Origin of the sequence: Pedobacter sp. UYP30, from assembly GCF_040547165.1 — a bacterium.
GTDB lineage: Bacteria > Bacteroidota > Bacteroidia > Sphingobacteriales > Sphingobacteriaceae > Pedobacter.
Window position 1 is genome coordinate 196960 of sequence record NZ_JBEPPD010000007.1, and the last position, 22813, is coordinate 219772.

20 protein-coding genes and 1 other RNA gene are annotated in these 22813 nt (G+C 39.0%); 9 read left to right on the plus strand and 12 right to left on the minus strand.

Annotated elements, in window-relative coordinates:
* Nucleotides 1-108 precede the first annotated feature (108 nt).
* Together ABIB40_RS10460 and ABIB40_RS10465 are read right to left on the minus strand one after the other, a co-directional pair.
* Complete coding sequence (locus ABIB40_RS10460; RefSeq protein ID WP_354358741.1) at nt 109-1323, minus strand: FecR family protein; 1215 nt, start codon at nt 1321-1323, stop codon at nt 109-111.
* Between the two features lie 206 nt (nt 1324-1529).
* Nucleotides 1530-2111: an RNA polymerase sigma factor gene (locus ABIB40_RS10465; RefSeq protein ID WP_354358743.1), complete on the minus strand. Its 582-nt coding sequence runs from the start codon at nt 2109-2111 to the stop codon at nt 1530-1532.
* Nucleotides 2112-2384: 273 nt separating this feature from the next.
* Here ABIB40_RS10465 and ABIB40_RS10470 point away from each other — a divergent pair, with 273 nt between their 5' ends.
* The 4 genes from ABIB40_RS10470 to ABIB40_RS10485 all read left to right on the plus strand — a co-directional run bounded on the left by ABIB40_RS10470 (nt 2385) and on the right by ABIB40_RS10485 (nt 6995).
* Nucleotides 2385-4577, plus strand: a complete 2193-nt coding sequence (locus ABIB40_RS10470) for a BT3233 family polysaccharide utilization protein (RefSeq protein WP_354358745.1) — start codon at nt 2385-2387, stop codon at nt 4575-4577.
* 269 nt (nt 4578-4846) lie between these two features.
* Nucleotides 4847-5608, plus strand: a complete 762-nt coding sequence (locus ABIB40_RS10475; RefSeq protein ID WP_354358747.1) for an SDR family oxidoreductase — start codon at nt 4847-4849, stop codon at nt 5606-5608.
* A gap of 36 nt (nt 5609-5644) precedes the next feature.
* Complete coding sequence (kduI, locus tag ABIB40_RS10480; protein WP_354358749.1) at nt 5645-6475, plus strand: 5-dehydro-4-deoxy-D-glucuronate isomerase; 831 nt, start codon at nt 5645-5647, stop codon at nt 6473-6475.
* Nucleotides 6476-6710: 235 nt separating this feature from the next.
* Entirely contained in the window at nt 6711-6995 is a 285-nt protein-coding gene (locus ABIB40_RS10485) for a cupin domain-containing protein (protein WP_354358751.1), read from the plus strand.
* Nucleotides 6996-7131: 136 nt separating this feature from the next.
* Here ABIB40_RS10485 and ABIB40_RS10490 read toward each other — a convergent pair whose 3' ends face one another.
* The 6 genes from ABIB40_RS10490 to ffs form a co-directional block, all read right to left on the minus strand.
* On the minus strand, nt 7132-7839 hold the full coding sequence (locus ABIB40_RS10490; protein WP_354358753.1) for a type 1 periplasmic-binding domain-containing protein: 708 nt from the start codon (nt 7837-7839) through the stop codon (nt 7132-7134).
* 87 nt (nt 7840-7926) lie between these two features.
* On the minus strand, nt 7927-8775 hold the full coding sequence (locus ABIB40_RS10495; RefSeq protein ID WP_354358755.1) for a hypothetical protein: 849 nt from the start codon (nt 8773-8775) through the stop codon (nt 7927-7929).
* A gap of 62 nt (nt 8776-8837) precedes the next feature.
* The gene (locus tag ABIB40_RS10500) at nt 8838-9224 is read right to left on the minus strand and encodes a DUF6157 family protein (protein ID WP_354358757.1); all 387 of its coding nucleotides are present in this window, start codon (nt 9222-9224) and stop codon (nt 8838-8840) included.
* 19 nt (nt 9225-9243) lie between these two features.
* A complete protein-coding gene (locus tag ABIB40_RS10505) occupies nt 9244-9771 on the minus strand; it encodes a hypothetical protein (RefSeq protein ID WP_354358759.1) in 528 nt (175 codons plus the stop codon).
* Nucleotides 9772-10020: 249 nt separating this feature from the next.
* Entirely contained in the window at nt 10021-10689 is a 669-nt protein-coding gene (fsa, locus tag ABIB40_RS10510; protein ID WP_354358761.1) for a fructose-6-phosphate aldolase, read from the minus strand.
* An 89-nt stretch (nt 10690-10778) separates the two neighbouring features.
* Nucleotides 10779-10878, minus strand: an RNA gene (gene ffs / locus ABIB40_RS10515) — signal recognition particle sRNA small type.
* Nucleotides 10879-11188: 310 nt separating this feature from the next.
* Between ffs and gltB the strand changes: the two genes are divergently transcribed.
* The 3 genes from gltB (at nt 11189) to ABIB40_RS10530 (ending at nt 17737) form a co-directional block, all read left to right on the plus strand.
* A complete protein-coding gene (gene gltB, locus ABIB40_RS10520) occupies nt 11189-15691 on the plus strand; it encodes a glutamate synthase large subunit (protein WP_354358763.1) in 4503 nt (1500 codons plus the stop codon).
* Nucleotides 15691-17157, plus strand: a complete 1467-nt coding sequence (locus ABIB40_RS10525; protein WP_354358765.1) for a glutamate synthase subunit beta — start codon at nt 15691-15693, stop codon at nt 17155-17157. The genes gltB and ABIB40_RS10525 overlap by 1 nt, the downstream gene beginning before the upstream one ends.
* A 289-nt stretch (nt 17158-17446) precedes the next feature.
* A complete protein-coding gene (locus ABIB40_RS10530; protein WP_354358767.1) occupies nt 17447-17737 on the plus strand; it encodes a hypothetical protein in 291 nt (96 codons plus the stop codon).
* Nucleotides 17738-17795: 58 nt separating this feature from the next.
* Here ABIB40_RS10530 and ABIB40_RS10535 read toward each other — a convergent pair whose 3' ends face one another.
* The 3 genes from ABIB40_RS10535 to ABIB40_RS10545 are packed head-to-tail and all read right to left on the minus strand — an operon-like array spanning nt 17796 to nt 18328.
* Complete coding sequence (locus ABIB40_RS10535; protein WP_354358769.1) at nt 17796-17975, minus strand: type II toxin-antitoxin system RelE/ParE family toxin; 180 nt, start codon at nt 17973-17975, stop codon at nt 17796-17798.
* Between the two features lies 1 nt (nt 17976).
* Entirely contained in the window at nt 17977-18123 is a 147-nt protein-coding gene (locus ABIB40_RS10540; RefSeq protein WP_354358771.1) for a hypothetical protein, read from the minus strand.
* Complete coding sequence (locus ABIB40_RS10545; protein ID WP_354358773.1) at nt 18113-18328, minus strand: hypothetical protein; 216 nt, start codon at nt 18326-18328, stop codon at nt 18113-18115. The genes ABIB40_RS10540 and ABIB40_RS10545 overlap by 11 nt, the downstream gene beginning before the upstream one ends.
* A gap of 438 nt (nt 18329-18766) precedes the next feature.
* On the opposite strand from ABIB40_RS10545, the gene ABIB40_RS10550 reads away from it, so the two are divergent.
* Complete coding sequence (locus tag ABIB40_RS10550) at nt 18767-19864, plus strand: metallophosphoesterase (RefSeq protein WP_354358775.1); 1098 nt, start codon at nt 18767-18769, stop codon at nt 19862-19864.
* Here the strand turns inward: ABIB40_RS10550 and ABIB40_RS10555 are convergent.
* Nucleotides 19857-21056: a GAF domain-containing sensor histidine kinase gene (locus tag ABIB40_RS10555; protein WP_354358777.1), complete on the minus strand. Its 1200-nt coding sequence runs from the start codon at nt 21054-21056 to the stop codon at nt 19857-19859. The two genes, ABIB40_RS10550 and ABIB40_RS10555, sit on opposite strands and share 8 nt — an antisense overlap.
* A gap of 150 nt (nt 21057-21206) precedes the next feature.
* On the opposite strand from ABIB40_RS10555, the gene ABIB40_RS10560 reads away from it, so the two are divergent.
* A complete protein-coding gene (locus ABIB40_RS10560; RefSeq protein WP_354358779.1) occupies nt 21207-22697 on the plus strand; it encodes a glycoside hydrolase family 130 protein in 1491 nt (496 codons plus the stop codon).
* The last annotated feature ends 116 nt before the right edge of the window (nt 22698-22813 follow it).

Below are 22813 nucleotides of genomic sequence, written 5' to 3' on the forward strand. Positions count from 1 at the left end.
AAGCTGCAATTATTTTTATAATCTGACTTTAGCCTAGGCTACAGGCCAGGGGCGTTGGCGCGCTCCTGGTTATTTTTGCCAGATAATTGTTTACTAAGGATATATGGGTCACTTCATAACAATTATCCTCCTTCCTTCAATTGTAAATTTTATTTTTCCAATTTTTTCTAGATATTGGAGTAGCTCCACTATGCTTTTTGAACGGTAAAATGTCCCACCAAATTTTTGATCGCTTAAATCTGCACGGTAATCTACGGTTACATCATACCAACGTGATATTTTTTTCATTACCCCATTAATATCGTTGTTATCAAAAACGAAATAACCGTTTTTCCAAGCCACGGCATCCTCAATATTTGCCTGCGAAACAACTATGTTATCGGTATTGTTATTTATAACGGCCTTTTGGCCAGGCTTGAGCATTGAATGCGTATCGTTTTTTGTTAACTGAACCGAACCTTCTAACAGGGTGGTTGTCATCTCTTCATCATCACTATATGCAGCAATGTTAAAATGCGTGCCCAGCACTCGTATCTGTGCGTTGTTAACGTTTACATAGAATGGCAATTTTTTATTTTTAGCCACTTCAAAATAAGCCTCTCCAATGAGCTTTACGCGGCGTTCTTTATTGTTAAAAGCCGTTGGATAGGTAATGGACGAAGCGGAATTTAGCCAAACTTTAGTGCCGTCTGGCAAAACAACCTGATATTCGCCTCCTTTAGGTGTAGAAAGTGTATTATAAACTAAGCCTGCCATTGTTGTGGGGTTGCTGGCGTTTTTGTAAACAATTTCGCCTGTATTGGTTTTAACAACATTGCCTGCATTGGTTTTAGCCAAAATGCCATTGGCGACATTGTTAAGCGCTATCGACTGTCCATTGGTCATGGTAAGAGTTGCCTTTTTGCCACCGGGAAGAATGGCAACAACTTTATTGTTATTTGCCTTTGAAGTATCACTTTTATGAGTAAAATATCTTTCGTGCTGAAAGAAAAGCAGCCCTGTTGTTAAGAGTACAATTGCAGCTGCTGCAACTTTGATCCATTTGCGTTGATAGAATTTACGAACAGTTGGTAACGGAATGGCCTTTACCATCGGCGCGTGTTCAAAACGGGGGTCAGATTTTATCCTGCTTAACAGATCCATTGATTGTTTTTTGCCAAATTCTTGGCCTTCATCCAAATCAAACGAGCTGACATCTATAAGTTCATCTATCTTGTCGTCATCTGCATCTTTGAGGTAATTCAACAACTCAATACAGTCCTCACGACCTATATTATTGTTTAAATATTGGTGCAACAAGCGTCGAAGCTTTAGCTCATTCATTTTTATATCGGTTTATAAACCACCTGTAGGATCGGTAATTTAATAGTAGAACACCAGAAAGGGAGGGGTACAACTAGTTGTACCTGTAAAAAAAATATTTTTTTTTACAGGGCCCAAAATTATTCTTCGGGAGAGAAGGTGGCGCTTTTTTATAGCGCAAAAGATAGCACGTTAAAATTCTAACACTATTATGAAAAGGAAACGGTTTAAAAACGGATAAAAAACAGGAGAAGGTAAATAAAACCAAAATGCCTTAATTGAATTTTTATAGTTTTTAAGGCTTCAACAATGTGGTTGTTTACGGTATACGGAGAAATGTGCAACTGCTCGGCAATTTCTTTATGAGATAACCCTTGCTTACGGCTTAGCGTATAAGCCAGTTTCTGCTGCCTTGGCAAAGTTGCTATTACATTGTCGGTACATCGCTCAAGATCATGCAAAAGCACATTTTCCTCTGTTGTGTTATGAATTTCTGTAACTTCTAGAACCAATTTTTCTGCAAACTCTTTCGACTTAGATATTTGCCTTAAAGCATTAATTGATAATCGCTTAGTGATTACAAATAAATACAGCCACAAATTACCCTCTACATCAAGCTTTTCAACATTCAGCCAAAGTTTAATAAACACTTCCTGCACAATTTCTTCACTTTGTGCCTTATCTTTTAAAAATTTAAAAGACACCCCATATACTTTTTTAGCATACAGATTATAAACAATAGTGAAAGCAGCCTCGTCGCCTGCAATCAATTGTTGGATATACTCACTATCGATAAATTCGTTATTCACTCTTGTTAAGCAACAATAATTAGGGCATTAAATTTAACAAGCTATTTGGCTCAAAGACAAATGTAATAAACATTTTGTTTTGCAGACTTATTAGGTAATTAAACCATCAGGATTTCTGCATTTGTAAGAAATCCTAGATTACTTAATGCTTCTTAGCAAATGGCAATAAAGTTTAGCAAAACTTTTGTATAAGGCACAATTAAAAAGTAGATTAGAAAAATTTCCGTGTTGGAATTAAATAACCTGGAGAGTGTACCTTTAAAACCGATTATAGTGAAAAAAAAACTAAGCAATTTTTTAAGACTCAGCTTAACCTTATGTTTTGTAGGCACCTTCAACACGAGCTTCTCTCAAGAACTTCTGCAGCCTGATAGCATTATCCATATTATGAAAAAAACTGCCGATTGGCAGTGGAAGGACCTACATGAACATGGCTGGAGAAAGCCTAAAACCGATTGGACAAACGGTGCCATGTATGCTGGTATGCTGGCTTTGGCAAAAATTGCCAATGATGATTCTTATTATAAGGAACTGGTTAAAGTTGGAGAGGAGAATAAATGGGGCTGCGGTTCTCAGCATTTACTTGCCGATGATTATTGTGTGGGTCAAACCTATTCGCAACTTTATACCTTGTTCCATGATTCAATATACATTGCCAAATTTAAAGAAAGGGCAGATACCATTGCTGCTTTGCCACACACCGAATCGTTGCTTTGGGAAAACCAAATCCAAAATAGAGAATGGGCTTGGTGCGATGCCTTGTTTATGGGGCCACCCTCATTGGGTTATCTTTTTAAAGCCACAGGCGATATAAAATATCTGAACATTGCATCGAAACTATGGTGGAAAACAAGCGACTATTTATACGACACCAAAGAACATCTTTTTTATCGGGACAGCAGATATTTCGATAAGAAAGAAAAAAACGGAAGCAAGGTTTTTTGGAGTAGGGGAAACGGTTGGGTACTGGCTGGGTTGGTTAGGGTTTTAGAAGTAATGCCCAAAAATCATCCCGATAGGAAAAAATTTGAGAAGCAGTATAAGGAAATGGCGAAAAGAATTGTCTCACTACAACAAGAAGACGGTTCTTGGCATGCAAGTTTGTTAGACCCCGCTAGTTTCCCAGTTAAAGAAACTAGCGGGACAGGGTTTTTTACTTATGCTTTGGCTTGGGGAATCAATAACGGTCTGTTGAATTATAAAGACTATCATAACTGTGTTCAAAAATCGTGGGCAGCTCTGGTTTTATCGGTGCATCCTGACGGGAAACTGGGTTTTGTGCAAGCCGTTGGCGCGGATCCACAACATGTAACTTATGAGGATACCGATGTATACGGGGTCGGTGCCTTTTTGTTGGCAGGAAGCGAGATTTACCGAATGGAGTTAAAACAAGCGGAAGGTTTGTTGATTAGCGTTAAAAATACCCTCCCAATTAAACGTGAGACAGAGACGGTAGAAGTTTCTTGGAAAACTGCAACAAAGCACAACAAGAAATTAGATACGGGTAATCTAGTGGTCATAAATACCTTGACTGGAAAACAGATACCATCGCAACTAATCTACAACGGTTTGAAAAAACCGCAGCACCTAATTTTTCAGACAGATATTAAAGAAGGAACGGAACTTTTCTTTACTGTAAAATCAGGGAATAGAGAAAAATACGAAGCAAAAGTTTATGGCCGGCAGGTGCCAGAAAGATTTGATGACTTTGCTTGGGAGAACAATCGGGTTGCTTTTAGAATGTATGGTGCAGCTTTAGAAAGCCAACCAGATAACGCCAAGGGAATTGATGTTTGGTCTAAGAAAACCTCGAAGCTCATTTTAAATAAATGGTATAAAGAAAATGACTACCACGTAGATCATGGAGAAGGAATGGATGGGTATAGCGTGGGCATTACTTTGGGCGCTGGAGATTCAGCCCCCTTTATCGATAGGAAACTAATATTATCTCGTAACTACGACAGCTACAAAATCGTCGACCAAGGGCCAATTCGTTTTACTTTTGAGCTAAATTATAACGCTTGGGATGTTAATGGAGTGCAAGTAAGCCAAACCAAACGCATCTCTTTAGATGCTGGCTCTAACCTCAACAAAATCACAGATCATTATCATTTTAAAAGCAAGGAGTTGCTTATTGCAACTGGCTTGACAAAACATACTGGAGATGGAAGCCAAAAAACAGACAACAAACACCATTATTTGAGTTATTGGGATAAGGCAGCGGGAAAAGCAGATAACGGGATGATTGGAGTCGCGGTGATATTCCCAACTGAGGAGCAGGTTAAATTGGTTGATGAAGCAGGCCATCTGTTGGGGTTGAAGAATATTGATAAAAATGAAACCTTCAATTATTATCAAGGTGCTGCTTGGAATAAAAGTGGTTTTTTCAACCAAGAAAGTGATTGGATAAAATATTTGGACAACTATAGCCGAGGTCTAGAAACTCCACTGGTTGTAAGCTATTAACGATTGAAAAGAAATTTTTCGATAACGATAGAACTTTGATAAAAAAAATAATGGTCATGCTAGATAATTGTGTGGAATAGGCGAAGTCGAAGGTATTTTTGCTAAAAAAATATTACGTGTTCATCAGGATTTAAATATCGAGCAAGGTTGCTTTTTTACTTTATTTTTGGCTGTCTACACCATAAAAGACCATAAAATTGAAACCAAAGTCCAATAACCAGTTTTTAACTGGCTATTTTTGTTTTCATCACAGAGAAAAAAAATAAAACATGAACATATTTGATTTAACAGGAAAGATAGCCTTGGTAACAGGGTGTAATAAGGGAATAGGGGAGGGCATGGCTCTTGCTTTGGCAGCTGCTGGTGCTAATATCATCGGCGTTTCTGCAAATATGCCATTGAGCGGAGGAGAAACTGAGGTTGAAGTGCAAAAATTGGGTAAAAATTTTAAGGCTTACCAATGTGATTTTAGTGATAGAGATTCCCTAGAGACCTTTATTGAGAAAGTCAAAGCCGAAAACCCTATAATAGACATCTTGGTAAACAACGCTGGTACGATACAACGCGCACCTGCGGCAGAACATTCAAACGATTATTGGGATAATGTGTTGTCTATAAACCTAGATGCACCTTTTATCCTCACCAGAGAGATCGGAAGGGGAATGATTAAACGTGGTTCGGGCAAAATTATCTTTACCGCCTCTCTGTTGACTTTTCAGGGTGGGATAAACGTGCCAGGATACGCGGCTAGCAAGGGCGCCATTGGTAGCTTAGTAAAAGCGTTTGCCAACGAATGGGCAGCTAAAGGGGTTAACGTAAATGCGGTTGCTCCTGGTTATATAGCAACAAGCAATACAGAGGCCTTGCGAAACGATGAGGAAAGAAGTAATGCCATCTTGGCTAGAATACCAGCCGGAAGATGGGGCACGCCAGAAGATTTTGGCGGCGTTACTGTTTTTCTTGCATCGAAGGCGGCAGATTACGTACACGGAACCATAATTACGGTAGATGGCGGATGGATGGGTCGTTGAATAATTACGGATTGAACAGTTAAAAAGATTAAAAAAATGAAAAAGAGATATCACAACAGTCAGAAAGAGGTAAAGGGAATGGACACTGCAGAGCTGCGGGAGCAGTTCCTTATTGAGGATTTAATGGCTTCTGGAGAGATTAATTTCACGTATAGCCACTATGATAGGATAATTGTTGGAGGTGCGAAGCCTACAAATGCGGCCTTACAACTAGAAAATTTTTCTATGTTGAAAGCGGAATGTTTTTTGGAGAGGAGAGAGTTGGGCGCGATAAATGTTGGAGGTGCAGGAAGCATCAACGTGGATGGCAAAACCTACGACCTTGACAAAAAAGATTGCTTGTATATTGGAAGGGGAAGCAAAGAAATCAGCTTTACGTCCAAAGATTCGGGAGAGCCTGCCCAATTTTACATCTTGTCTGCACCAGCGCATAAAGAATATCCTACCACGCTGATGAAAGGAAAAGATGCTAGGCCTGTGGTGATGGGATCTGCAGGAACTTCCAACCACCGTACCATCAATAAGTACATCTATGCCGATGGCATCCAAAGTTGCCAATTGGTAATGGGTCTGACGGTGCTGGAAACTGGAAGTGTTTGGAACACCATGCCCGCACATGTGCACGACAGAAGGATGGAAGCTTACTTTTATTTCGATGTTGCAGCAGATCAGACCGTTTTCCATTTTATGGGCGAGCCACAAGAAACTCGGCACATTACCATCCACAACCATCAGGCGGTCATCAGTCCGCCGTGGTCTATTCATGCAGGTTGTGGTACGTCTAATTATTCCTTCATTTGGGGAATGGGTGGCGAAAACCAAGATTATGGAGATATGGATTTGGTAAAAATTACCGATTTAAAATAGAAGTTCTCAACTTTGACTTAAATAGCAAAAGCTTGATTTAACACTTCGGGCTTTTTCTATTATAAAAATTTTATCGCAAAATAGTTTAAATGCTACCTACTTCATCAATAAATCCAAGAACTATTTAATTTTTGGGGTAGAAAAGTTTGCTTACAATTGTTAACCAATCAAAAATTAAGCTTATAATAATGGGAGCGATTTATTCCAGGTAGTCGCCGAAACCAATTGGGATGATTTGGGGACCGGAATTAAAAGACAAATTTACGGCTACAACGATGTAGTTATGATGGTTAAGGTAAAATTTGAAGAAGGCGCAATCGGCGTTTTACATCAACACCACCACGCACAGGTTACTTATGTAGAAAGCGGTGTTTTTGAAACAACCATCGATGATTGTACAAAAACCCTTGTAAAAGGAGACGGTTTTTATGCCCCGCCACACAAAACCCATGGCGTTGTTTGTAGAGCGCCTGGAGTTTTGATAGATGTGTTTAGCCCACACAGAGCAGACTTTTTATAGTCGATTTAGATTAGAAGAAAAATTCGATTTAAATATACGCAAGCAGTATTGTAAAGGCTTTAAAAATTGAAGCCCATTATTTCCCAACAAGCCTATAAGCTCATTGGGAAATTTTAGATTTTTTTTATCCTTTTTGTTAATTGTTTTCTATCTGAATTTCGCCCGCACTTTTCGATAAAACCTTCACGTTCGGAGGCAGGGAAGAAACTTTTGTATCGTAATCAATACCTTCAGACGTGTAATCTGAATCGTAAATTATTCTTGCCTTACCTTGTGGAAGAAAAGTACCGGAATCGCCATTGGTATTATCAATATTGATAAGCCCTATCGTATAATTTTTAATATCGTTGCCTTCTTTTGTTCCCGATATGATTACCGCAAATATTGCTGAATAGGGAGCTGTGGTAGATTTTACCTTTCCGTACAAGGTAAAATTATTTCCCGAACCAGAAATAGCGGTAACTATACTTGTATCTCTTGCCGTTAGAAAATGTTCGCCTATTAAACTTACGCCAAAATCTTTTGTGCTCTGATTAAAAATCTTGAATTTGGAGCTAAGAAAGTGCTCACCTTCTGTGTCGGGAGCCCAATTACTAGCTTTTAATGTTAAATTATCTGCAAAATAAGCGCCTTCCATATTAGGTGGCGTTGTTCCCTCGTTCAGGGTAAAGTTCAGTTTTTTTAGTGTGTCTAAATACTGTTGTGGAATTACTTCCTCAATTTTATTGTTAAGAATCTCTTCATTCGATGGAGCATTTTTTGAGCCTTTTTTACATGAGCTGAGATAGGTAAGGGAGGCAATCGAAATGCATATCGATGCAACTTTAATAAACGTGTTTTTCATAGGTGCAATTTTAAGAAAATTTGACTAAATTCCATAATCAAGGTACTACGATTTTATACGGAATAACTCCGGTTGCCCTTGTGTCACTTATTCGGAATCCTTTGCCCTATCTATGTTATACTCACCTGCATCATTATTTATAAAAGCTTTGTTAGTAGAATTTAAAAGAAACTGATCGCCTACCTTCATTTCTTTTTCGAATTGTAAATCTTTATAGCTATGTAGTTTACCTTGGTACATAATTTTGGCTGGTACCTTAAACAAGTGCGCCCGATACAGTTCTTGTTTGTGTTTTCTATCTATGATGAGCATATCCAAACGATAATAAGTTGTATTTTGACTTTTCTTATTAGATGTTGCTGAAATTTCTATGCCGTAGGAAGTTTCTATTTGGATGGTTCGATTGGGTAATTGCCACTCGTAAGAGCATTGGTTAAACTCTGAACTAAGAAAAAAAGAAAAAACTGGTTTACCGTATTTTTTGTTGAACCAGTCTAAAAATTGCTTTCTTTTTTTTGAATTTTCAAACCGGGCTTCGGCATAATAGGCTATCGGTTTTTTATCCAGATTGGTAAGCGTATAAAGCAAGTTGAAATAACTTGTGTAGAACTTTGCAATACTGTCTACTTCCGCACTTTTGTAAAGGTAGCCCAACTCCTTTTCTGGAACTTTAAATTTAAATGCATCAGTAATAACATTGCTTAACCTGTATTTGAATAAGCTATCGGGTATTTTTCCCTCTTTGGGGAAATATACGTCATCGTTTGCAGGTTCGGCGCGATGTTTTGCATAGATTTTTGAAATGTTCTCCTTGAAATCTAAATTTTGGAGATCAAAAACACCCTTTTTTTCTACCGCTGCAGTTTGCTTTGATTTTTGTTGGCATGCAAATAACAAACAGCTTGTAAGCATTATTAATGAGGTTCTTTTTAACATGCGTTTCGTTTTAGTTCGATGTGCGTTCTCTTATTTTGCCGATTTTACCGAGCTCATCGCTTTTACTTTTTTGATTTTTCGTCAGCTAAAAATTTTCGATATTGTGCTGTTTCCATCCCATGAAGGGCAACTTTTCCTTCGCTACTGCAGTGAATACCGAAACCATAGGTTTTTGGCAAAGGAGAAGCCCGAAAACAAGGCTGGCCTTTTGCAAAGAATTCTACTCTTGCCTTGCGGAGTGCTGCTTCCGTAATATCATTTCGCTCGGCATAAACTTTAAAAAAGACGTCGTCAGAAGTGTATTGATAAGGCTGATTGGCAATTAATTCGTACTGCATTTCTGCGATAGATTTCTTGGCTTTTACTGGTGGCTTTTTTCCAAAATCAGCCTTCGTATCTTCAGCGACTTCGATAAAAGTATCGAAATAGTTGGTGGTATGTACTTTCATTACCTTGGCTTAAATTTTCTTAATCTTTAAGGCTATACAATATTTTCTCAAAATCGGGCTTAAACGTGTCCTTATTTTGCAAAGCTGTCCAACAAAGTACTTTGTAAAAACATGATTTTGTTTCCACGATACCCGTAAAGTAATAAATTTTAGTTTTCGCTTCGGTATCGTAACAACTTGCATCAAATGCTATAAAATTTATATCTCCAATCGTTTTACTCGTTGGTTTCGATATCTCCTTCTGCTCTGCATCTTTAAGGAAATTTTTGTTGCTGAATTCGTAAAACTCTTTTATCGAAGCAAAGTTTAGCTCGGCTAATTTGAGGTTCTCTTTCGTGTCTTCGATAACAATCCCATAAACATCTTTCACCGCGTTTTTAAACTGTAGTTCTGCATCACTATTTAATCCCCTGGTTTTCGCCATATACTCGGGAAGATCTATATGGAAGACGTTCCCGGCTTTTACGTCCTTAAAGCTCGTTTGAGAAAAAGCAGCGACGGTGCATAAAATTAGAGTAATAGTTAAAAGGCTAATTGATTTTTTCATATTCTGGTTTGCGTTAGCGGTTATTTTTTATTTAGTTATTAAAGACAATTCAAAATATCAGTGAAATAATTTTGGGTAATTTAATAAAACAGCAGCTACTTTTCAACTGTTAAATCGTTTTGTGTTTCATTATAGTTTACAAAATTAACATAGTAAGATTTATTTATTGAGTATTCCATACTGCGTGGTTGCCCAGCAAAAAAGCCCGAGCAATCTGCCCGGGCTTTAAAAATTCTGTATAAAGAAAAATTATTTCTTGGCGCTTTCGCCAGCTTTTTTGTGGTCAGCTAAGAAAGTTGCCAAACCCTTATCGGTAAGTGGGTGATTCAACAAACCTAAAATGGCACTCAACGGAGCGGTAACCACGTCTGCGCCGATTTTGGCACAATCTATAATGTGCAATGGTCCGCGGATAGAGGCGGCCAAAATCTCACATTCGTAGCCATAATTATCGAAAATGGTTCTAATGTCTTCTACCAACAACAACCCCTCGCTACCTATGTCATCTAAACGGCCTAAAAATGGCGAAACGTAAGAAGCTCCTGCTTTCGCAGCAACAAGTGCTTGTCCGGCAGAAAAAATTAGGGTGGTGTTAACTCTAATCCCTTTTGATGAAAGATATTTGATTGCTTTTACGCCATCTTTAATCATGGGTATTTTTACCACAATTTTGGGATTCAAAGCGGCAAGTGCTTCGCCTTCTTTGATCATTTCATCATAAGTAATAGAAATAACTTCTGCGCTTACGTTTGCATCTACAATATCGCAAATGTCTTTATAATGTTTGTTTACTTTATCGTCGCCGGTAATGCCTTCTTTGGCCATTAAAGAGGGGTTAGTGGTTACGCCATCTAAAATGCCTAGGTCTTGTGCTTCTCTAATTTGGTCGAGGTTAGCTGTGTCAATAAAAAATTTCATGTTTTTAAATTCTTAAAATGATAATTAGGTTGAATGTAGAAACCCTGAAGAATTTTAATTCCCCCTTCAGGGGGTTATGGGGGTGAAAAAATGGGCAAGCACCTCTTATCGCACCGCTACAACCTTCTACCCTTGCTGCGTTCCCACCCTGGGGGAGTTCGAAGGGAGCTGGTCGTAAAAGACTTGCCCGCCACAAAGGTAGCAAAACTACTTAGTTTACAAAACACAGCCCTCTAAAATTTGTTTAAAATTTATATGTTCTTGATTAGTAAAGCAATAAAATTTACAAACCTGTAAATTGCTTCGTTCATCTTTAAAGCCATTTTAGGTAGAATGAAATATCTGTAAATATTCGTACCATAAATTTCTTAATCCGCAACAAAAGCGATTTATATTTAATAAAACATAAGAAATACGAAAAAGTAATGCCAACTCTCAAAAAAGTCGTATTTTTTTTGTAACTTAGTGTCTCCTTTACACTAACTATTAAAAGACAAGAATGAAGTTGAACAACGGGTTATATGATGCAAAATTCGAACATGATGCTTGCGGAATAGGGTTTGTGGCACATGTAAAAGGCCGAAAATCACATCAAATCATATCAGATGCGCTTACTATTTTAGAAAACTTAGATCACCGGGGCGCTAGCGGGGCAGAGGTAAATAGTGGAGATGGAGCTGGTATTATGTTGCAGATTCCGCATGAATTTTTTTACGATGAATGCTTAAAAACAGGTTTTAGCTTACCTCAAAATAATCAATATGGCGTGGGTATGCTGTTTATGCCAAAAGATTTAAGAGCTAGAGAAGCCTGTCGCGAACTTATTTATCGCGCTGCCGATAAATTAGAATTAGAAGTTTTAGGTTTTAGAAAGGTAGAAGTGGATTCATCAGATATTGGCGACACAGCGCTATCGGTAGAACCAGAAATAGAGCAGTTGTTTATAGCGCGTCCTTTCACAATAGCCGAAGGTGCAGATTTTGAACGTAAGCTTTACATCTTTAAGAATTATCTGCTAAAAACCATTCAAAACACGGTTACAGGTGGAAAAGATTTTTACATTGTTTCCCTATCTGCTCAAACCATTATATATAAAGGTCAGTTAACCTCTTTGCAGGTGCGTACCTATTTTAAAGAGCTAAACGATAAACGAATGGTTTCTGCCTTTGGCTTGATCCATTCTCGTTTTGCCACAAATACTTTCCCATCTTGGCCCTTGGCGCAGCCTTTTAGGTTTATAGCACACAATGGCGAGATAAATACTTTGCAAGGAAATTTAAATTGGTTTAGGGCAGGCGTTAAATCTTTTGCCTCAGAATATTTTACGGCAGAAGAACTTGACATGCTCCTTCCGGTAATAGATGAGACCAATTCAGATTCCGGCTGCCTAGACAATGTTATCGAACTTTTAGTGCATGCAGGTAGGTCTTTACCACAGGTTTTGATGATGTTAATACCAGAAGCATGGGACGGAAATGAGGACATGGATCCTTTGAAAAAAGCATTTTACGAGTTTCATGCTACTTTAATGGAGCCTTGGGATGGCCCTGCGGCAGTTGCGTTTACAGATGGAAAACTGATTGGTGCTACGCTAGATCGTAACGGTTTAAGACCTTCTAGGTATGCCATCACTTCAGATGATCGCGTAATTATGGCATCAGAAGCTGGCGCTTTAGCTTTGGATCAAAGCACTGTGATAGAAAAAGGTAGATTAACACCGGGCAAAATGTTCGTGGTAGATATGGAGCAGGGCCGCATTATCAGCGATACCGAAATTAAACAAGAAATTTGTGGTGCCCGCCCTTATGCAGATTGGCTCAATCAATACCAAATCAGGTTAGAGGATTTGCCAGAACCTCGTTTAGGGTTTACCAATCTTTCTCCAGAGTCTGTGTTGAAATATCAGCAAGTGTTTGGTTTTAGCCGCGAAGATGTAGATGTAATTTTAAAGCCAATGGCTTTTGCTGGTAAAGAGCCCTTAGGTTCTATGGGTACAGATACTCCCTTAGCAATTTTGTCTAAACAGCCGCAACATTTGTCTTCTTATTTTAAGCAATTGTTTGCTCAGGTAACCAATCCGCCAATAGATCCCATTAGAGAAAAAGTGGTAATGAGTTTGGCTGGCTTTATGGGAAACAACGGTAATTTATTGGCCGAAAACCCGATGCAGTGTCATTGTGTGGGCATTAAACATCCTATCTTAACCAATGTAGAGCTCGAGAAATTAAGAAGTATAGATACTGGTGTTTTCCAAGCGAAGACGTTACAAACCTATTTTAGGGCCAATGGCAAAGATGGTTCGATGGCTAAAGCAATAGACCGTTTATGCAGATACGCAGTAGACGCGGTTGAAGATGGTTTTCAGGTAATTGTACTTTCAGATAGAGCAATCGATTCTGAGCACGCTGCAATACCTTCATTGTTAGCGGTTTCTGCGGTTCACCACCACCTTATCCGCAAAGGATATCGCGGAGCGGTAGGTATTGTAGTAGAAGCTGGCGATGTATGGGAAGTGCACCATTTTGCAACCTTAATTGGCTTTGGTGCTACCGCGATAAATCCTTATCTGGCTTTAGAAACCGTAGTTGGTTTTGAAGAAGAGTCTGGCTTGAGCAAAAAAGAGCTCATTGAAAATTATACCTATGCCGTAAATAATGGCTTGTTGAAGATTTTCTCTAAAATGGGTATTTCTACCTTGCAATCTTATCATGGCGCACAGATTTTCGAAATTTTAGGTTTAAATCCGCAAGTGGTTAATAGGTATTTTACAGGGGCTGTTTCTCGCATCGGCGGATTAGGCCTTGATGAAATTGCGAAAGAAACTTTGATGAAACATCATAGAAGTTTTGGTCCGGCTACGCAGCCAGCGCACCTTTTACCTACAGGCGGAACTTATAAATGGCGTAGAAGGGGCGAACAGCATTTGTTCAATCCACAAACGATACACTTGTTGCAAAACGCTACGCGTAAAAACGATTATCAAATTTTTAAACAATATTCTAAACTCATTAATGAACAGACCAAGCAGGCGTACACCATTAGGGGTTTGTTTGAGTTTAATTACAGTAGGCCATCTGTTCCCTTAGAAGAGGTGGAACCTGTAGCGCAAATATTAAAGCGTTTCGCTACTGGAGCCATGTCGTTCGGGTCTATCTCTCACGAGGCACACTCTACCTTGGCCATTGCCATGAACCGCATTGGCGGTAAAAGCAATACCGGTGAGGGAGGCGAAGACGACATACGCTTTGAGAAAATGGAAAATGGCGACAGTATGCGTTCTGCCATTAAACAGGTTGCCTCGGGGCGTTTTGGAGTTACCAGTAACTACCTAACGAACGCGGATGAGCTTCAGATAAAAATGGCGCAAGGTGCAAAACCTGGAGAAGGTGGACAATTGCCCGGACACAAAGTGGATGATTGGATTGCGAGAGTTCGTCACGCCACTCCAGGCGTAGGTTTAATTTCTCCGCCGCCACATCACGATATCTATTCTATTGAAGATTTAGCACAGCTGATCTATGATTTAAAGAATGCAAACCGTGCGGCCAGGATCAATGTAAAGTTGGTAAGTAAGGCTGGTGTTGGCACCATTGCGGCAGGTGTGGCGAAAGCACATGCCGATGTGATCTTGGTCTCTGGATTTGATGGTGGGACTGGCGCATCGCCAATTACATCTATTCAGCATGCAGGGTTACCTTGGGAACTTGGCTTGGCAGAGGCACATCAAACCTTAATGAAAAATAAGTTAAGGAATCGTGTGGTATTGCAAACCGATGGACAGTTAAAAACGGGTAGAGACATAGCCATTGCTGCGCTGTTGGGAGCAGAAGAATGGGGCGTGGCAACGGCTGCGCTTGTAACAAGTGGATGTATTATGATGCGTAAATGCCATTTAAATACTTGCCCCGTTGGTGTTGCAACGCAAGATCCAGAATTGCGCAAAATGTTTACCGGCGACCCAGATCACGTGGTTAACCTATTCTATTTCTTGGCAGAAGAGCTTCGCGAGATTATGGCCGAGCTTGGTTTTAGAAATGTGATAGAAATGATCGGTCAGGCAGATGCCTTGCAAATGAGAACTCTTGAAGAAGATAACTGGAAATTGAAGCAACTGGATTTGTCTGCCATTTTATATAAGCCAGAAGACAATGGTTTGCCAAATTACAATACTGAAGAACAAGACCACAACTTAGAAAAGGTATTGGACCGCAAGTTGATGGAGATTGCAAAGCAAGCCATCGAAACGAAAGAGCCAGTTTTTGAGACTTTTGAAATAAAAAATACCGATAGAACTGTTGGAGCGATGCTCTCTAACGAGATTTCTAAAAAACATAAAGGCGCAGGTTTACCACCAGATACCATTAATTTTAAATTTTTGGGTTCGGCAGGGCAGAGCTTTGGTGCATTTGCAGCGAGAGGCTTAACTTTATCGTTAGAAGGCGAAGCCAATGATTACGTTGGCAAGGGATTGTCTGGCGCAAGACTTGCCATTTCTCCTTTTGCCGATGTTACTTACGTGCCAGAACAGAACATTATTATTGGAAATGTTGCTCTTTATGGCGCAACGAGTGGCGAATTGTTTGCTCGTGGCCAAGCAGGAGAGCGTTTTGCAGTAAGAAATTCTGGTGCAACAGCTGTAATTGAAGGTTTGGGCGACCACGGTTGCGAATACATGACTGGTGGCGAAGTGTTGGTGTTGGGTGAAACTGGAAGTAATTTTGCCGCCGGAATGAGCGGGGGAATTGCTTGGGTGTACAATCCTAATTCCACTTTCGAAAAGAGATGCAATAAAGAGATGGTAGATTTAGATCCACTGTTAGAAGAAGACGAGCAACGAATTTTGGCATTGCTTACCACCCACGTTAGACTTACGGGAAGTAAGGTTGCTGAGTTTATTGCAGGCGATTGGAAAAACCAATCGGCACATTTTGTTAAAGTATTCCCTAAAGAATACAAAGCAGTTTTGAAAAAACGTTCTAATATCGTAAAAACACAACATTAATGGGAAAGATTACAGGATTTAAAGAATACGATAGGGTTGCCCCAAGTAAAGAAGACGCCAAACATAGGGTTAAGCACTACCGCGAGTTTCTGGAGGAATTGCCAAGCGACGAGTTGAATAAGCAGGCGGCTCGCTGCATGGATTGTGGAGTGCCCTTTTGCCAATCTGGTTGTCCATTAGGAAACGTGATTCCAGAATTTAATGATGCAGTTTACAAGGGAGAGTGGAAAAAGGCAGCAGATATATTATTGAGCACCAATAACTTTCCAGAGTTTACCGGAAGAATTTGTCCAGCTCCTTGCGAGTCTGCATGTGTACTGGGCATTAACCGTTCTCCGGTTGCGATAGAAGATATAGAGAAACATATTATTGAAATTGCCTATGCAAAGGGATATATGAAACCTAATGCACCTGTGCTTAGAACTGGAAAAAAAGTTGCTGTAATCGGCTCTGGCCCTGCGGGTATGGCCGCAGCAGCTCAATTGAATAAAGCCGGCCACGAAGTGGTGGTTTTTGAAAGAGATGACGCACCAGGTGGTTTGTTACGTTATGGTATTCCCGATTTTAAACTTCAAAAAGATGTGGTAGATCGCCGCATTAAGTTAATGGAGGAAGAAGGGGTTGTATTTAAATGCAATGCCAATGTTGGTGAGAACGTAGAGGTTGGTATGTTACTTAGAGAATACAGCGCTGTGGTGCTTGCAGGTGGCTCAACCATTCCTAGAGATTTGGGTATCGAAGGTCGTGAGGCTAAGGGTGTTCACTATGCAATGGATTTCTTAAAACAGCAGAATAAAAGAGTTGCAGATAGAAAAGTAGGTGTAGAGGATATTATGGCTACGGGGAAAAACGTAATAGTAATAGGCGGTGGAGATACCGGCTCTGACTGTATTGGAACTTCGAACAGGCATGGTGCTAAAACCGTTACGCAGTTTGAGATCATGCCTACGCCGCCAGAAGCTAGAACGCCGAATATGCCTTGGCCAACTTATCCCATGTTGATGAAAAATACTTCTTCGCATGAGGAAGGCGCGGCACGATCATGGTCTATAAATACCAAAAAATTTATAGCAGATGATAAAGGAAATTTAAAAGCTTTAAGGGTTGTGGATGTAGAGTGGGAAACAGATGCGAACGGAAGAGCCACAAGCTTTAAAGAAGTTGCAGGTTCAGAAAGAGATTTGCCTTGCGAGCTGGTTTTACTGGCGATGGGATTTTTGCACCCTCAGAAAGAAGGCTTGTTAGAAAAAATGGGCATTGAATTAGATGCAAGAGGAAATGTAAAAGCTTCTGAACAGGAGTACCGCACCAACATTGCAAAAGTGTTTGCCGCGGGCGATATTCGCCGAGGACAATCTTTAGTGGTTTGGGCAATTTCTGAAGGTAGGGAAGCAGCCAGAAAGGCTGATGAATACTTAATGGGCAGTACCAAACTGGCAACCAAAGACGCCGAAACGTATGCTTAGTTTTTAGTCTGATTGCCGAGATCCTGTATGTTATTTCACGAAAGTTAGCTTGGCAAATGGATATTAATTAGGTAAATAGATTGTTTCATATAAACACGTTAATTTTCTATTTTTTAGATAGTTAACGTGTTTTTTTATGGTAGATTACAGCGCTTCAACTTCTTAAACCCGGGTGCAGCGGCAGCGGCAACTTTTTCAATAAGAAAAAACTGGCCTGCAGCGAAACACGGGACTGCTGTTTGTTTTTTTTACCGACCTTGCATTTTATAGATTCTATGGTATCAAAATCGTGGTGCTCGACACAGATAGCATAATTAGGTATGAAGCTAAAAGTTATCTAGTTGATTTAATGGAAGATTACGATAAAGGTAAACTGATAAAAATTTCAATATGGAAATCTCTAGGATATCTTGAGTTTACGGAAAATGAAGTGATTAGCTCTAAAATGTTTAGAGATAACTATGGGTTAAGCGATACTTTGGTTTTCAAAGAGCAGAAAAAAGGAAGATTTCTTATAAATGGCGAAACTTATCTTATCAGAGGAAGAGAAAACACCAGGTTGTATTTAGAGAAGCATTAGTTAAAAATAAGGTATGTATAGTAGTTTATAAGTAGCGTTAATTTCACTCATTCCCCTGTTACAAGTAATCTTTCATCAACTCTTCAATTTCCTTATCAGAAATACTATCTCTATCACCTTTGTTGTAGATGGAGAGCAAGAAAACAGTTTCATCAATAATTTTTATAAAAGAGATAACCTTTGCACCGCCAGATTTTCCTTTGTTTTTGGAAGCAATGGCAAGACGCATTTTATACATATCATTGCCAATTGGAGTGCCTATTGTAGGATTTTGGGGCAAGTTCTTTGCCCAGCTCTGCAATTTCTGCACGGAGCGAAGCATACTTTTTAATGAGTTTTTTGGCTTCTTTTTTGAAGTTGTTGGTAAGTTCAATTTTATAACTCATTTAAGAAATCGCTTAAAGAAGTGGTTTTTAATTTTCCTTTTTTAATCAAAGTCATTTCCTCGAAGCCTTTCTTTAAGTTGCTTACTATCTCTTGTTTTGTAGGAGCTTCATCCGTTTCAATTTTTTTAACATATTGCAGGTTTTTAGCCAATTCTACAAAATGGCCGTATTCATTATCTGTGATATATATCGTTACTTGTCTCATACTGTTTTTTGTTTTAATTGGCTCATAGAAAATATTAAACTTGTTTTGCCTAGGCTTGCCACTCGAACAAACTATTTTGTTTTACAAGACAAAATTAGTCAAAAAAAAGATAACTCCTTTCTTCGGTTCGTGTCCTCATGAACCGAAATTAAATTTTTTTAATTGATTTTGGTATCCCAACTTCCTAAACCCGGGTGTAGCGGCAGCGGCAATTTTTTCAATCAGAAAAAATTGGCCTACAGCGCAACACGGGACTGCTGTTTGTTTTTAGTACTGCCGTTGCGTTTTCTAATTTTAAACGTTCTAATTCTTAGTATTTAGAGAGATCGCGTTCGGTTGTAGTTTCTCAACCGCAACCTTAGCCTCAACCTCGGTCTTAGCCTCATTTTTACTACATTTGAAAACAGCAACCAATACATTAACATTTGCTGTTTTTTGATGCGGAAATTTTTACAGCGTTTACTTAGCAACTGGATCATCAGGATGTCGGCCAAATATGGCTCTAATCCAGATGAGGGTAGGATTTACGACTCGCTAGACAAACTTTATAAAAAAATTAACGATAAGCCTGGCGACCGAGGACTTATTTTCGACGTTTCTAATGGCGATAAATTTGTTATACTTTCTGATCAGCACAAAGGTGCAAGAGATTATGCAGACGATTTTGCCTTTGCTGAAGAAAATTACCTTGCAGCTTTAACTTATTACAACGAGCAACAATTTACTTACATAAATTTAGGCGATAGCGAAGAGCTTTGGGAAAATTTGCTCGAGCCAGTTATAAAGCACAATCACGAGAATTTTGAGTTAGAAAAAATTTTTTTAGACAGAGGTGCATTTGTTAAGATCTTTGGCAACCATGATCTATATTGGGACAATGATCCATTGGCAGGTTTTAACTTGAAGCGGATTTACGGTCAATCGGTTTCTATTTATGAGGGTGCGATACTTAGGTTTACTTTTGAAAATGAAAAGCTAGACATATTTTTAACTCATGGGCATCAGGGCGATTTACAAAGTGATGGCAATTGGTTTAGCAAATGGTTTGTGAGTAATGTTTGGGCACCGCTACAATCTTACTTGCGCATTAACCCAAACACGCCAGCGTATGATGATCAATTGAAAACCAAGCACAACCAAATGATGTATAATTGGGCATCGACGAAGAAAAATTTGGCGTTAATTACAGGCCATACCCATCAACCAGTTTTTGCATCGCTTACACACTTAGAGCAACTTTATGTGCAGCTGCAATTTGCAAAAGAAACCCATGAATTTAAACAGATGGAAACGCTTACCAAATCGATAGAAAAAAGGGTGGGGAAGGGCGATAAAGCGCCGGTGTTTGGCAAATTTAAACCGAGTTATTTTAACAGTGGATGTTGCTGCTTTAGCGATGGCGATATTACGGGGATAGAAGTTGAACTTGGACTAATAAGGCTGGTAAAGTGGTCTCGAAAACAGACTGAAATACCGACACGGTTTGTATTAGACGAAATGGAAATTTCGCATCTATTAGACGCTTATATTATTTAACCGGTAATTCTACAAAAAACGTAGTGCCTTTGTTTTTACCCTTACTAACCGCCCAAACATTGCCTCTGTGAAGGTTAACGAGCAATTTAACAATAGATAAACCTAATCCGCTAGAACGCTCGCCGCCTGTAGGCTGGGCGCTAAGTTTGGCGAATTTTACAAATAACTTGCCTAGGTCATCTTCAGAAAGCCCAAGTCCTTCATCGGATATGGTAATTGTTACACGCCCGTCATTAACAGCACAGATTACCTTAATATTGGTGTTTTCGTTTGAATATTTTATGGCGTTGCCCACAAGGTTGTCCATTATATCTTGCAGCTTTTCCTCATCCGCAAAAATTTCTGTCAGATCGTTTGCTGGGAGGCTTAAAGTTTGATTTTTATTTTTCAGAGAGATATCAAAATTGTCTGCTAAATTTTCGAAAATGTCTTTAAGTAGTACTTTGGTTTTAATCAATTTAATTACGCCGTGTTCATTTCTCGCCAAGCTTAACACATTGTTTATGTTGCCAATAATGTTTTTACTCTGCTGATATATTTTTCCCGCAATAAGTTTTGCTTTTTCGTTTATGTCTGGAATGCGCCCTAATAATTCAGATTGAAGCGAAATGGTGGTCATTGGGTTTTTTAGATCGTGCACCATCATCTGCAGCCTATCGTCGTACGCTTTTAGTGTTTTTCTAGTGGCGCGTCTTGTTTCTAGCTTTTCTATAACGATGAGCGAAAGTTTCTGCAACATTTCAAGTTGCTTTTCATTTGGCTCTCTAGGTACGCTGTCTACCACGCAAACAGTGCCTAATTTAAAACCTTCTGCGGTTTTTATAGGCGATCCGGCGTAAAAACGGATTCCGCCTTTTGCAGTTACGTATGGATTGTCCATGAACTCTTCGTAAACATGGGTATCGGCAAATACGGTGGTTGCGTCTCCTAAAATGGCCAAAGAACAAAAACTGTGCGCTCTAGCAACTTCGCTTGCTTCTAAGCCGCTAATATTGGCTTTAAAAAAAACACGATCTTCATCAACAAAAGTTACAAAAGCACTTGGTGCATCAAATATTTGCGCAGCTAGGCTGGCAATGGTATCAAAAGCATGCTCTGGTGGAGTATCTAGAATTTCGTATTGATAAAGTTTTTTCAGTCGCCTCTTATCGTTTATTGGGATAATATTAGTTGGAACGGCGTAGTTTAGCATACAGGTTTTAGAAATTTGTTATAGTACATATAAAGGTAACAAAAAATAAAAATGGCGCTATTTTGGAGAAACACAATTATGTAAATTTTACTTATACTTTAAAATGAAATTAAAATTTAGTTACTTGCGATAAAACATAAGAGCATAAAAATGAGGTTAAAAATCAATAGAAAATCAACCCAAATATTTCCAGATAGCAAAAGAGTAATAGCTCGTTTCTTTTTTAACGGCGAGGAAAGGGCTTTAGAAGTGATGAGCAAAGTGCTTGCGTTTAGTGACGAGAGGGTTTTTGCAATCGTTTCGCCCATTTTGCAAGAGTATAGCAAACGCCATAGAAACATCACCAAAATTTTAAGTAGACATTGTAACAAATTGAAAAAGCAGTTTGCAAAGTTGGAGATTAATATGGATGATCTTTCGCTCTATCAAAAATTGCTTATCGGTGCTTATTTCACACACGAATATTCCATTGAATCGGCTGCATTTTTCAATCCGTCTATTATAGAAGATCCAGACCAAACCGATTTAGTTGAGGGAGAAAAGCGCATCATTATTAGCTTTAGGGCTGTTGGCGAGGGACATATATCTTCTATTGTTTTCCGCCGTGCGATGTTAGATGCCGAAAATAACATTACCGTGTTACAAGTTGGCAATTATGTAGATGAGGCAGACGTAATTAAAAATGCCATTTACAACAAAAAGATTTTTTTTAAGAAAGCAACCTACGCTAAGATTAATCCGTCTGTATTGCATGAAATCGAAGAGAAATTGGATGATCGATTTGAGTATAGCGTTTTGAGCGGCATTATAAAAGATTCTAAAGCTTTGGAAAAAGAAAACCCCGACAAGCTAATGGAATACAATAAAATTCTTTGGTTATCGGAGACTTATCACACCATTACTTTTTCTAAAGACACGGATATATCAGATAGGGTTATATTTCCCATTTCTGAATTTGAACGTAAGGGAATAGAAGATGCACGCTTCGTAAAGTTTATAGAGGATGATGGCACAGTAGTTTATTACGCCACCTATACCGCTTACGATGGTTCTATCATCATCCCAAAATTGGTAAGAACAGAAGATTTTTATGAGTTTAGGGTAATTCCACTTTACGGCGATGGCGCCCAAAATAAAAATTTAGCGCTTTTTCCAAGAAAGATAAATGGAAATTATGTAATGATGAGCAGGATAGATGGTTACAATAATTATTTGATGTTTTCTGATAAGATTAACGTGTGGAAAGAGCCCATTCTTTTAAATCAACATAAAAACTGGTGGGAGTTGGTACAAGTAGGAAATTGCGGTTCTCCCTTAGAAACGGAAAAAGGCTGGTTGTTGGTTACACATGGCGTTGGCGCAATGCGGAGATACTGTATTGGCATAAGTTTACTAGATTTAGAAGATCCAACCAAAGAAATTGGTCACCTACAGGAGCCGTTAATAATTCCTACAGGCGACGAAAGAGAAGGTTATGTGCCAAACGTTGTATATTCTTGCGGATCCATCATTCATAACGGCGAACTGGTTATTCCTTACGGCCTTTCTGATTATAGCTCGTCTTTTGCTACCGTAAATTTAGAACTGCTTTTAAATAGGCTGTTAGAAGATAAGAAATTAGAAGAGGCGGCAATCAATTAAGTATGGCTAGGTTCGCGCGCTATCAGTTTACGCCTAAATTTATGTAAAACGGTTTAGTGCCTAAATTAAGGCATATTTATTTTTGCAAATGAGCGAAATTTAAATATCTTTGGTTT